Origin of the sequence: Streptomyces sp. NPDC014734, from assembly GCF_043083325.1 — a bacterium.
In the GTDB taxonomy this organism is placed as follows: Bacteria; Actinomycetota; Actinomycetes; order Streptomycetales; family Streptomycetaceae; genus Streptomyces.
The window spans coordinates 60066-72162 of record NZ_JBIBYN010000011.1 but is presented as its reverse complement, the minus strand read 5'-3'; the positions used below and the strand labels follow the sequence as shown (position 1 = coordinate 72162).

Below are 12097 nucleotides of genomic sequence, written 5' to 3'. Positions count from 1 at the left end.
GGGTGTGCGGCAGCGCCCCCTCGGAACCAGTCGTCGCGGGTCGGGATGTTGTTGACGGCCGCGGCTATCGGCTTGGGGCCACGGCCTTGGTGAGTCTGTCGAAAACGACACGGACGGCTGGCGAGGGCTGCTCGTGATGGCTGATCAGGCTCAGGCGTGCGTGGACGTGGGCGTCCTCGATCGGTGCGGCGGTGAGGTTTCGGGGGGCCGCAATCACAGACGGGAGCACGGCAACGCCGCCTCCGCGTTCGGCCAGGCCGAGGAGTGTGAGGGGAGAGCTCGCTTCGATGTCGATGCGCGCCTCAAGGCCGACTCGGGCGCATGACTGGTCGTAGGCGTCGCGGATTCCGCCGCTCGATGGCAAGCACAGCACGGGATGTCGCTGAACGTCCGCGAGACGCGGACGGGGACCGAGAGCACTGTCCGGTGCTGCGAACACGTGGAGTTGCTCGTCGCTGACAAGGTGCTGCACGAAGTCCGTCCGGAGCATGCCTGCGTAGCCGACAAGCGCGATATCCAATGTGCGTTCGAGGATGCCGTGTTGGAGCTCTGTGGCGTTGCCCTCGTGGACATGGAGGGTGATGCCGGGGTCGGTTCTGCGCAGACTCGCGACGACATCGAGGAATCCCGGGATCGTGCATCCGGGAATCGTGCCCAGGCGCACCGGCCCGCGGACCGCATCCGCGAACTCTGCCGCGGTGCAGACGATCGCGTCCAGACCGGCCAACGCTTCGCGCGCCAGGGGAAGGATGGCCTGCCCCGCCGGTGTGAGGCCAAGAGTGCGGCCCCGGGTGAACAGGCGCTGACCCAGCTCTCGTTCCAGTTTCGCCAGCTGCGTGCTCACGCCGGACTGGCTGACGTGGAGCCGGGACGCAGCCGCCGTGAAGGAGCCTTCGGCCGCGATGGCGGCGAAGTAGCGAAGCTGATGGACTTCCATAACTGTTGATGATAGTTCGCATCTGTTCCATCTGTTGGACAGATAGTCGGGTGTCTTCGAGGATCGAGTCATGAGCAGCCTTGAGCAGGATCGACGAGACCTGCCACCGCCTGGAGGAATGGCGCCCTCGATACGATTCGGGCCGTGCCGGCCGACGGGATTGATTTCGTCGGCGCACTGGGGCGAGCCCGCGGGACCGAAGAGTTCCTCACCGGCCCGCGCGGTCCCGGCCAGGTCATGACCCGGATCGGTGTCCGGGCGAGGCCTGCCGATTCCACGAACGTGATTACCTGACTCAACCTGCGCACGTCTGTTGCCGCACCTGCGGCATCGGCGGAGCGGACACATGCCGAGAACGGGAAAATCATCCGGACCAGGTCTGCGATCGATCCTCGTGACCTCCTCGCCGGGCCGGAGAAGCCCAACCCCGCACGGTGAGTGTCCCGCCCACTCGATCCGTGCGGCACGGGAACTCCCCGCCGGCGGCAGCGGCACATGCGCACCGCGAGGAAGTACCAGGTCCGCGAGCTGTACGCCCAGGCAGAAGCATGGGCGGAATGCGACCGGCATTGACAGTTCCGGCTCAGCACCGTGTTGACCAGGCGTCCTGGCCTTCCCGCACCGCGTGCCAATCCCGGAACTGAAAGTCCCGGCCGTGCCGGTGCACGGTGGCCGGTCGGCCGTCGGACTGCGACGGCCGGTGCACGACGATCGGGGCACTGTCCCGCGTCCGCACCGGCGGTTGCCCGGTCCGCGATGCCGGACCGCGTCGCCGCACGCCTGACGGGGCCCTGCGGTGCATGCGCCGGAGTCCTGGAGGCCCTGTCGTCGAACTCCCACTGAAAGAGAGACGGACGTGGACGAAGTACGTATGCTCGGCCTGTTCGCCGGCACGAACACCGACCCCTTCGGGGAGCTTCTGCTGCGCGCACTCGCCGGGCCCGGGCCCAGCGCTGTACGCATCGACCTGTGCCAGGTGCCCGAGGATCTGCCCGCGCACGCCGACCCCGGCACCTCTCTCCTCCCGCCACAGGTGCGGAAGCTGCGGGCGCTGGTGGCGGACACGCACGCGCTGCTGATCGCTCTGCCCGAAGCTGACGGGCCACTGCCATGGCCTTGGTCCACAGCCCTGAACTGGCTGGGCTGGCCGTCCACGAACTCTCCGCTGCCGGCCCTGCCGACCGCCGTACTGACCACGGAGGCCTCCACATCCCTGCCCTGTTCGTTCTCCTCCGCCGAGGAACTGCTCACCAGCGCGCGCTGCAACCTCGTCGGTCCGCGCACCGTCGTTCCCCGCGCAGCCAGGACACTGCGCCCGCAGCCCGACGGGCGGGTACTGGTCACCGACCCCGGAGTCATGCTGCGGCTGCTGACGCACATCCACCGCACCGCAGCGGCAGCCCGCTCCGCCGCCCGGAACGTCGGGCCACAGCAGTGAACATCGCTGTGCCCGCCACGTCCGGGTCGGGTTCTGGACGCGGAGTGCGCTCCCTCCTCGCGGGCCTCACCACTGCGGAACGGGCGCCGGCCGAGCGCGGCTGCGTGAGCGTTCCCGAGGAACTGCCGGCGAGAGCGAAGCAGGGCGGTCGTCCGAAGCGGTAGCCTGCGGCTTCCTTTCGGCGACGCTCCGGCTCGGTGATCGAGGGGCCGTCGGGCTGCGGCGGCGCCGGGCACCTGTCACGCGGGAGGAACCGGCCGCATCGCTCCCTGCCGAGTGGTGCCGTCCCGTCGGGTGCGTGTCCCCCCGCCGCGCTTGGTGGGGCCCGCGACGTTCCGCCGCGGCGAAGGCTTGGGACGGGTCGGACGCGGGCGTGGTCCGGTCAGCCTGTCGGCCCGCCGGCGGCGAGTTGATCGGCCCAGTACCGCTGGTGCGGTTCCAGGTTCAGGCGTGTCCGGCCCCACAGGTCGAGGTACAGCCCCTCGGCGGTGCTCGCGATCCGGGTGTCGCACGGTTCGCCCGGTACCGCCGCCCGGGTGTGGACCGTCGCCTCGGTGAGTTCCGTCAGCCAGCGGTCGCCCGTGTCGGTGCTGTGCACCTCGATCCGGCCGGTACCGGCGAAGCGCCTGCCGTCGCGGACCCCGGCGGCCAGGTGGACGGCGAGGATTTCGTCCACGCCGTCGGCGGCGACGTCCGCGGGGATCGTCAGTGATTGCCCCACGGCGTCAGCGACGTCCCTTCCGTGGACGAACGCCTCGTGGGTGAGGCATCGCGGCCAGAAGGAGACGATGTGCGGCTCGGTGGACCAGTTCCACGCGTCGGCCAGGGGGTCGGCCGCGGCGAGGCGGTTCAGAACCTCGTCCCATTCCTCGGCTACCCACGGAATCAGCCGGTCGTCGGGGAGCATCTCGGCGTCGGTGAAGTCGGGTTCGCCGGCTCCCTGCTCGACGCAGGCGTGGACGAAGGAGGCGACGTTGCCGAGATGGTGGACGACATCGCGGATCCGCCACTCCGGACAGGCGGGAACGGAGTCGTCGAGCCGGTTTTCGGCCATGCGCCATACGTGCGCGCCCACCGCCCGGGTCGCCTCGATGTGGTGTGCGGTGTCCAGCGGATTCATCAGGCTGAGCCCTTCGGCAGAGGAGGTCGGTAACGTGTCGGATCGGGCAGTTCGGGAACGTGTCCGGCTTCCCGCCGGGTTCCTTGCCGTCGGCCTCGTCCGCCGGGAACGGCGGCGACCGGCGGCGTCGAAACCCGTCTCATGGCCTTTGTCCGGGGCTGGTTGGGCGGGGCGGGGTCACCACGCCGGCTCCAACGGTGCCGGGGATGCCAGGGCGGGGAAGTGCGGGATGACCTCTTCACCGAGCTGCGCGACCACTTCCGCCGCGGGGCGTCTGCCGTGCTGGACGCCGAGCGCGCCGTGGTTCACCCCGGCGTCCCGCCAGCGGCCGAGCAGTTCGAGGAGCCCCTGCGTGCCCGTGCGCAGCACGAAGCCGCCGCGCAGCGGGGTGGGCGGGAACCCGGGGTCTTCGTCCAGGTCGATCCAGTCATTGGTCGCGACCGGGCGGAATTCCCCTTCGGGGACCAGGGCCCGCCATGCCTCGATCGTGCGTCCGAGGGCCCGTGGGCCCTCGGGTGTGGAGGTGTTCATCGGGTGGACCAGCCGTCCGTCCGCGTGCTCGGCGATCCACTCCGGGGACTGCTGGGAGGAGCCGGTGACCAGAAGCGGGACACGGCCGTGCACCGGCTTCGGCAGCAGATGAGCACCGCCGGCGCCACCCGGCTGCTCCGCCCTCAGCAGCTCCCGGAAGGAGCCGACCGCCTCCCGGTAGCGGGCGCCACGTGCCGCGTGGTCGAGACCGTACGCCGGGAATTCCACCGGACGGTCGCCGGACGCCGCGCCGAGTACCAGCCGGCCCCCGCTCAAGTGGTCCAGGGAGGCCGCCTGCTTGGCCAGATCGATGGGGTGCCTCAGCGGGAAGATCACGCTGCCCGCGGCGAGGCCGATCCGGGAGGTGTGCGCCGCGAGCCAGGTCAGGGCGGTCCACGGGTCGTACACCTGCCCCACGTCGCCGAAGGAGGGGTCGGCCAGTGGCACGTCCCGGACCCAGGCGGCCGCGAACCCGTGGCGCTCGGCCTGCTGGACGATCTCCGTCTGACCGCGCAGTCCCGCCATGTCCCCGGCGTAGGGCCAAAGCGGCAGGAACAGCCCCACGGTCAGCTCGCCCGGCGCGAACATGCGCCCGTAGCCGGGATGGCTCTGCCACGAAGACGCCTGTGCTGCTGCTCTCATCGATACCTGTCCATGGTTCTGGTTGGAACGATCGATCCAGAGCATACGGCAGATTGGATCGATCGTTCCAACCAGTACACTCGCAGCCATGGCAGCCCCCGCACCGATCGACCGTTCGTCCGAAGCCGACACCCGTCGCCGGATCATCCTGGCCATGGTCGCGCTGCTTCAGCAGCAGGGATACGAGAGCGCCTCGATCAAGCGCATCGCCGCCGCCGCGCAGGCATCACCCAGCTCCGTCTACCACTTCTTCCCCGGGGGCAAGCAGGAGCTCGCCATCGAGGCGATGCACCACGGCGCACGGGGGTTCAGTGAACTGCTCACGAAGGGGCTCTCCTCCTCCGCCGATCCGGCCGAGGCGACGGCTGCCTGCGCGCTGCTGCTCGCCGACGACCTCAAGCAGTCGCACTGGAGCGACGGCTGCCCGGTCGCGGTGACCGCCCTGGAGACCATCGGCCGTGTCCCCGGCCTCCAGGAAGCCGCGACCCGGGCCCTCACCGGATGGCGGGACCTCGTCACGGCCAAGCTGACCGAGAGCGGCATCGCGCTGGACACCGCCCGGTCCCTCGCCGGGACGGTCGTCAGCACGCTGGAGGGAGCGGAACTGCTCAGCCGCGTGACCGCGGACGACACGCCCCTTCGCGACGCCGCCGTGCACCTCGCGCAACTCGTCGGGGCAGCGCCCCGGAACTGACCTCTTCTCGGCGATACCGCGTCGGGACGCGGCCGTCCACGCGCCTGCGCTGCGCCTCCGAGGCGCCCGGGCCGATTCGCGTGGCCTCGTCGGCGGGGGCGCCGACCGTGTATTCCACGGCGGCGACCCGCAGCTTTTCGGCAACGGCCCGCTGAAGTCCCCTCCGGTACGAGTATGCGGACGTACGCGCAGAGACCCGGCCGTGCCCGCCGGCCGTTCGGGATCCGGCGCGCATCCGGCACCGAGCGGCCCGGACAGCGGTGAGACGACCACGAGGTCCCCGGGCACGAGGGCCCGAGGGAGCAGCAGTTGGGACAGCTGAGGCAGCGCGGGCAGGACAACCGAGGCAGTATCCCGAGGTGTGCGAGGACACGCGGCACATCTTCCGACCGGCTCCCCACCCGGCCCGGAAGAGGCTCACTGCCTGCCGGTTGATCGGCGCGTTGTGGATTGCCGCATGTCCGTGATCGCAGTGCGTCCTCCCGCGGGGCGAACGTCTTCGGACTCGGCCCGGAGGCCGGCACGACGGCCGGCGCGGACGCCGTCCTGCCCACGGTGGCCTTGTCGGCCCTATGAAGGAGCCCCGGATCGCGCCGCGGTCCCCGCCCGTTCCCCGTCATCGTGCTCCGCCGGGGACGGGGTGGCCTCGGGGCCGGTCCGCGTGCGTGTGGTGCGAAGCAGGGTGGCGATGAGGATGGCCGCGCCCGTCATCAGGACGGCGCTGACGACCGAGGCGATCCTGGCCTCACGGGCGAAGGCGTCGAAGGCCACGGTGCGCAGGGATTCGGCGGTGCCCCTCGGGAGGGCGGTGGCGGTCTCGACGGCGCCGCCGAGCGTGTTTCTCGCCGCTTCCAGTTCCATGGACGTGAGGCCGTCAGGAGCGTTGGCCGCCAGTTCCGAACGGTAGACGGTGGTGCCGATGCTGCCCAGGAGCGCGATGCCCAGCGCCCCGCCGAACTCGGCCGAGGTCTCGGCCATGGCGGAGGCCGTCCCGGCCCGCTCCGGGGGTGCGGCGGAAAGGATCACCTCGGTGACCACGGCGGAGACGGCGCCGATGCCGATCGCGACGACGGTCATGCCGCCGACGAGGTGGATGATGCCCGAATCGGCCCGGAGCAGGGCCAGCACGACGTAGCCGGCGGTCGCCACGAGCAGTCCGGCGGCGATCACGTTGTGTTTGCCGACGCGAGGGGCGAACGCGGTGGCCAGGGCGATGCCCAGGGGCATCACCAGAAAGGTGGGAAGGGACCACACGGCCGACTCCAACGGACCCATGCCCAGGACGAGTTGCATGAACTGCCAGTTGAACAGACTGAAGCCGACCAGCCCGAACGTCGCCAGCGCGTCGATGAGCAGAGGCACGTTGAACCGGCGCGTGCGGAACAGCTTCATGTCGATCACCGGGTTCGCGGCCCTGTGCTGGCGGCGGATGAACGCCGCTCCCACGGCGATTCCAGCGGCGCAGCACGTCAGGAGAATCCACCCGAAGCCGTGCTCCGCCATGGCCTTGATGCCGTAGATGATGCTGAGCACGGCCACGAGCGACATGGAGGCGCCGAGCAGGTCGAAACGGCCCGGCTCGGGGTCGCGGTACTCGGTGAGCAGCAGTGGGCCGAGGATCAGCAGCAGGATCATCACCGGCACGTTGACCAGGAAGACCGATCCCCACCAGAAGTGCTCCAGGAGCAGACCGCCGATGATCGGGCCGAGCACGGCGCCGCCCGCGAAGCCCGCTGTCCAGATGCCGACCGCGGTGGCCCGCTGTGAGGCGTCGTGGAACATGTTCCGGATCAGGGAAAGGGTGGAGGGGGCCAGCGTGGCTCCGGCGATGCCCAAGAGTACGCGCGCCGTGATGAGCGTGCCGGGGCTGGTCGAGAGGGCCGCCAGGACCGAGGCGACACCGAAGGCCGCGGCGCCCGTGAGCAGCACGCGTCGCCGTCCGAAGCGGTCACCGAGTGTGCCCATCGTGATGAGCAGGCCGGCGAGGAGGAACCCGTAGGAGTCCATGATCCACAACTGCTCGGAACTGCTCGGGCCGAGGTCGGCCGTCAGGGACGGGAGCGTGATGAACATGACGGACATGTCCATGGACGCCAGCAGGCAGGGCAGCACCAGGACGGCGAGACCGACCCACTCCCTGGTTCCGGCCCTTTTCTCTTTTTCGGTCATGCCCTCTCCCGGGTCGTGCGGCATCCGGATGGATTCGACCACCGGATGCGTACTGTGTACGCAACGATGCGTGCAGGGTACGCATGCATGCCGAAGTGGGACAACGACTTTTTGACGTGCGTTTTCTTTATCGGCTTGGCATGTGTTCATGGTGCCGGGCTAGAATTTCGACACAACTCTGATGTGTGACGAAAAGGAGTTCACTGATGTCCGTGCAACCGGCGTGCGCGTCGTGCGGAAGGGCGCTGGAGCCCGCGGACCGGGGGAGGCCGAGGCTCTACTGTTCCCGCGCCTGCCAGGCGAGGGCCTATCGGGCGCGCAGGGTCGAAACACCGGCCCGCGTCCCGGAGGGCGACGACGGCGCGCGGCATCTCACCGTCGAGCGCGTCGTGCGGGCCGGGATCGTCATCGCGGACGCGGAGGGGCTCGACGCGCTGTCGATGCGCCGGGTCGCCATGGAACTCGGCACCGGCACGATGTCCCTGTACCGGCATGTGGCGTCCAAGGACGATCTGGTGACCCTGATGGTGGAGGCCGCGATGACCGACGTGCCGCTGCCCGACTCACCACCGCGGAACTGGCGTCATGGCCTCGAACGCGCCGCGCACCGCGACTGGGACCTGTACCACCGCCACCCGTGGATCCTGCCGAGGGTCATGGTGACGACCCGCGCCTATTTCAGCCCGGCTCTCGCGGCGGACAGCGAAAGTGCCTTCTCCTCGTTCGACGGGCTCGACCTCGAACCCGCCGATGCCTTCCGGTACATGTTCATGTTCGCCTCCTACGTGCAGGGCGTGGCGTTGATCCTCGTCAGCGACGCGGAGGCGGAGCGGCAGTCGAAGATCGCCGCGAAGCACGGGGAGAAGGCTTCGGAGTACGCACAGGACCCGCTGTACGAACCCGGGGCGTATCCCCGGCTCGCCCGCGCGATGCGCGCGGGCGCCGACCCCTGGGACCTCGATGCCTTGTTCGCCTCAGGTCTTGCCGGTGTCCTGGACGGCATCGCGGCGGACCTCACGCGACGGGGCATCGACGCCTGAACCGCACGGGGTGGCCCGGCACCCCCGCGCGACCGGCCGCCCGGGCGACCTCCTGGTGCGGTGGTCCGACGGTGAGGTGTCCATGCAGCCGGATGCGGACGAGACCTGCCTGAACCGCGAGATCACGCTGGTGCACCCGTCCGCGCAGGGCCGCCGGCCGGGCCGCCCACCTCGTATCCCGTCAGATACGGGAAGGCTTCCTCCTGTCGAAGAGCCAGGTGTCGAAGAGCGCGGTCAAGTCCTTCCCGGACCTGCTCTCGCACAGGGCGATGAACTGCCGGGTGTCGGCGTTGCCGTGCCGGTGCTGCCGGGTCCAGGAGCGGAGGATGTCGAAGAAGGTCTCGTCGCCGACGGCCCCCCGCACCTTGTGCACGACCATCGCACCGCGTCCGTAGACGGGCGGGTCGGAGACGTGCCCGCCGCTGGGCGGATCCGCCGGTGGGAACGCCCAGATGCCCTCGCTCCCGGTGTCCGTGCCGTCGTAGAAGTCCTCGAAGATCTCCGTGGCGCTCCTGTTGCCCCGTTCCTCCTCCCAGAGCCACTCCGCGTAGGTGGCCAGACCCTCGCTGAGCCACATGTCCTTCCACTCGCGCGGGGTGACGGAGTTGCCGAACCACTGGTGTGCCAGTTCGTGCACGAGCAGCGCCTCGTCGGGCGCCTCGCCGAAGTAGGGCCTGGTCTGGGTCTCCAGGGCGTAGTCGAGCCCGGGCAGATGGTCGACGACGGCACCCGTCGAGGAGAAGGGGTAGGGGCCGAAGCGTTCGCCGGCCCAGTCGACGATCTCGGGCACCAGGGCGGCGACACCGGCGGAGTCCTCGGCCTCGTCGGGGTCGATGGCGACGTAGACGGGCACGTCATCGGCCGTCCGGCCCTTGTGGATCTCGAAGTGGCCGACGGACACGTGCGCGAGGTAGCCGGCCATGGGCTCCCGGGTGCGCCAGTGCCGGGTCACCGTCGCGCCCCCGTCCTCCTCCGCGATCAGCTCACCGTTGCTGATCACGTCGTAGGGGGTGCCGTCCTCGTCCTTGGGCACGGTGACCGTGATGTCGTACGTGGCCTTGTCCGACGGGTGATGGTTGCCCGGGAACCAGGTCATGGAGCCGGACGGCTGACCCAGGGCCGTCGATCCGTCGTCGGTCTCCATCCAGCCTTCCCTGCCTCCGTCGTCGTCGCCGAGCGTGCGCGGAGTGCCGTCGTAGGTGACGACCGTCTTGAAGACTTCGCGGTTTCTCACCGTCCTCGCCGGTGTCACGAGCAGTTCGTTCCCCGAGCGGGCGACTTCGGCCCTGACTCCCTGCACCGTGGTGGTGCGTATCCGCAGCCCCGACAGGTCGAGGTTGAAGCGGCTTAGGTCCAGGGTGGCCCGCGCTGTGATGACCGCCGTGCCCTTCAGGTGGTTGGTCTCGGGTACGTAATCGAGCGTCAGCCCGTAGTGCATCACGTCATAGCCGCCATTGCCGAGCGCCGGGAACAGATGATCCCCGACTCCGGCCGTGCCGGGCCGTGCGACCACGGCACCGCCGTTTCCCGGTGTGGAGCCGGTGCAGGAGGTCGTCACGACCAGGAGGAGTGCTGTGGCCGGAGCCCAGCCGGACAGACGGCCCGGGACCGCCGTCCGAGGCCGTCCGCCCTTCGCCCCATGCGGTTTCATCTCGTGTCTCCCATCGATTGCAGGACGCGAGACGTCAGAAAGCCGGCACCGTCCGTTGGTTGCCTCAAGACCGGCAAAACTTCTTCGCGCCTCGCGGCCGGCGTGGCGACGTCCGTGTTCCGTGACCGAGACGGGCATGGACCGCACGGACGGGAGGGGACCCTGGAAGCGCCTTCACGCGGAGGGGCCTGCCGAACCTGTCGGGTCCAGTGGGGATGATCCCGGCTGAGCCGGACCGCCGACACGGGGCGGCTGACGCGGCCACCGGGGTCCCGCCGACACCCGTGGGTACATCCGCGGCCTGCTCGTCGGACTCCAGCCCCACCGGCACTCCCGTGGTGAGCGGCGCTCCACTCCAGGTGACGCTGGTCGTACGCGAGTTCGATGTGTTCGCCGGAGGGTGTGCGGCCGACCTCGGTTCCCGTCCGGTTGTATCCGCTGCGCTCCAGGCATCGCCGGGACGGGAGATTGCTGGACGAGGTGCGTGCCGTCAATTCGCTCAGGCCACTGCGGGCTGCCAGTACCGCCGTGATCCACAGCGCCGCGGCCGAGTGGCCCAGGCCCCTGGGGCCGGGATGGAGCCAGAACCCGACTTCGGCAGATCCGTCCGTGCCCCGCGCACAGTTGCAGGGTCCGGCGGACGCACACGTTCGTCAAGGGACGGGACATGGGTGAGGCCCAGCCGTCGAAGCCGGCGCCGAGCCGTCGTCGAAGCCCTCGGCCGGCAGGGCGGCGAACGGCCGGTCCGGGGCCGCCCGGTGCGGGTGCGAGTTGCTGGCGGCATGGTTCCGGCGTCGTGCAGGAGCACCCGAAGGGAGGGTCCCAACTAGTGCTCCATAACGCTGTGTTGACGGACCGTAGGGTCGACGCGCCTGTGACGGAACGAAGACGTCGCGGAGGGCCGCCTGTGACTCGGTGCGAGATACAAATAATTCCGACCACATGCACCGCGCCATTCCTGGGGGAACACCGTGAAGTACATCCGCATCACCGCTCTTGCCGTCATCGGCGTCGCCGCCACCCTCTCGCTCACCGCCTGTGACGGCGACAGCGCCGGGAAGGACTCGTCGTCCTCCAAGGGGTCCACGTCCTCGACTTCCTCCTCCTCGGACGTCGGCTCGAAGCCGGAAGGCGGCTCGGGCTCCGGCGGCTCGGAGGCCGGTACGAAGTCGGGCTCCGGTGAGGACACCGAGACAGGAGCAGCCGCGAACGGCGCGACGAAGACCGGCGGCAAGCTCGCGTTCTGCAGGACGAAGGACCTGGCCATCGATGCCAGGGACGCCGCGCCCGACAAGGACGCCGGCAGGATCGACATCACCATGGTCAACCGGGGTTCGACCACCTGCTCGGCGACGGGCTTCCCGGGCGTCGACATCAAGGACGCCGACAACACCTCGAATCCCATCGAGCGCGGCCACGCCCAGCCGCGTATCACCACCCTGAAGCCCGGTGAAGCCGCTGTCTTCGATCTCGCCTACGACATCGACAACACCGGCGGCAGCCTCGCGTCCCCGACCAGCCTCCTGGTGACGCCCCCGAACGAGACCCACACCGTGAGCCTGAAGTGGCCCGCGGGCGCGGGGGACATCAAGGGCGCCTACACCGACGTCGAGGTCTACCCCACGCACACGACCGAATAGGGGCGACGCACGCCCGGTCCCGCGGCCAACCGCCTCATGTGGCAAGGGGCTTGACCATCCGGCGTGCAGCCGGCCCGGGTCGGCGACGCTTGGCGTCCTTCCTTGTCCCAGCAGGTTCGCGGCTGCATCTGTGTCCGGCGGTGCCGGCAGGGCGGCCGGAGACAACGTCCCGGAGCCGGAGGGCGCCCCCGCTGCCGACCGCAGTCGGGGTGCTGCCGATACCGCCTGGTGCCTG

Annotated in this window: 9 protein-coding genes and 1 pseudogene; 4 read left to right on the top strand and 6 right to left on the bottom strand. The window is 69.9% G+C overall.

Features of this window, described 5'->3' with window-relative positions:
- Positions 1-64 precede the first annotated feature (64 nt).
- Positions 65-937, bottom strand: a complete 873-nt coding sequence (locus ACF1CT_RS19195) for a LysR family transcriptional regulator (protein ID WP_391785060.1) — start codon at positions 935-937, stop codon at positions 65-67.
- A gap of 856 nt (positions 938-1793) precedes the next feature.
- On the opposite strand from ACF1CT_RS19195, the gene ACF1CT_RS19190 reads away from it, so the two are divergent.
- Positions 1794-2375, top strand: coding sequence for a hypothetical protein (locus ACF1CT_RS19190; RefSeq protein WP_391785059.1), 582 nt, complete (start codon positions 1794-1796; stop codon positions 2373-2375).
- A gap of 382 nt (positions 2376-2757) precedes the next feature.
- Here ACF1CT_RS19190 and ACF1CT_RS19185 read toward each other — a convergent pair whose 3' ends face one another.
- Both ACF1CT_RS19185 and ACF1CT_RS19180 read right to left on the bottom strand, forming a co-directional pair.
- Complete coding sequence (locus ACF1CT_RS19185) at positions 2758-3495, bottom strand: maleylpyruvate isomerase family mycothiol-dependent enzyme (RefSeq protein WP_391785058.1); 738 nt, start codon at positions 3493-3495, stop codon at positions 2758-2760.
- A gap of 177 nt (positions 3496-3672) precedes the next feature.
- Positions 3673-4668 carry an LLM class oxidoreductase gene (locus ACF1CT_RS19180; RefSeq protein ID WP_391785057.1) on the bottom strand — a complete coding sequence of 332 codons (996 nt, stop codon included), beginning with the start codon at positions 4666-4668 and terminating at the stop codon, positions 3673-3675.
- A gap of 88 nt (positions 4669-4756) precedes the next feature.
- Here ACF1CT_RS19180 and ACF1CT_RS19175 point away from each other — a divergent pair, with 88 nt between their 5' ends.
- On the top strand, positions 4757-5362 hold the full coding sequence (locus ACF1CT_RS19175) for a TetR/AcrR family transcriptional regulator (RefSeq protein WP_391785056.1): 606 nt from the start codon (positions 4757-4759) through the stop codon (positions 5360-5362).
- A 570-nt stretch (positions 5363-5932) separates the two neighbouring features.
- On the opposite strand, the gene ACF1CT_RS19170 is transcribed toward ACF1CT_RS19175, so the two are convergent.
- Complete coding sequence (locus ACF1CT_RS19170; protein ID WP_391785055.1) at positions 5933-7531, bottom strand: MFS transporter; 1599 nt, start codon at positions 7529-7531, stop codon at positions 5933-5935.
- Between the two features lie 206 nt (positions 7532-7737).
- Between ACF1CT_RS19170 and ACF1CT_RS19165 the strand changes: the two genes are divergently transcribed.
- Positions 7738-8571, top strand: coding sequence for a TetR/AcrR family transcriptional regulator C-terminal domain-containing protein (locus ACF1CT_RS19165; RefSeq protein ID WP_391785054.1), 834 nt, complete (start codon positions 7738-7740; stop codon positions 8569-8571).
- A gap of 181 nt (positions 8572-8752) precedes the next feature.
- On the opposite strand, the gene ACF1CT_RS19160 is transcribed toward ACF1CT_RS19165, so the two are convergent.
- Both ACF1CT_RS19160 and ACF1CT_RS19155 read right to left on the bottom strand, forming a co-directional pair.
- The gene (locus ACF1CT_RS19160) at positions 8753-10129 is read right to left on the bottom strand and encodes a M1 family metallopeptidase (RefSeq protein ID WP_391785053.1); all 1377 of its coding nucleotides are present in this window, start codon (positions 10127-10129) and stop codon (positions 8753-8755) included.
- Between the two features lie 89 nt (positions 10130-10218).
- Positions 10219-10830, bottom strand: a pseudogene (locus ACF1CT_RS19155) (GNAT family N-acetyltransferase); the annotation flags it as partial.
- Positions 10831-11193: 363 nt separating this feature from the next.
- Here ACF1CT_RS19155 and ACF1CT_RS19150 point away from each other — a divergent pair.
- Positions 11194-11862 (top strand): DUF4232 domain-containing protein, encoded by a 669-nt coding sequence (locus ACF1CT_RS19150; protein WP_391785052.1) that lies wholly within the window; start codon positions 11194-11196, stop codon positions 11860-11862.
- Positions 11863-12097 lie beyond the last annotated feature (235 nt).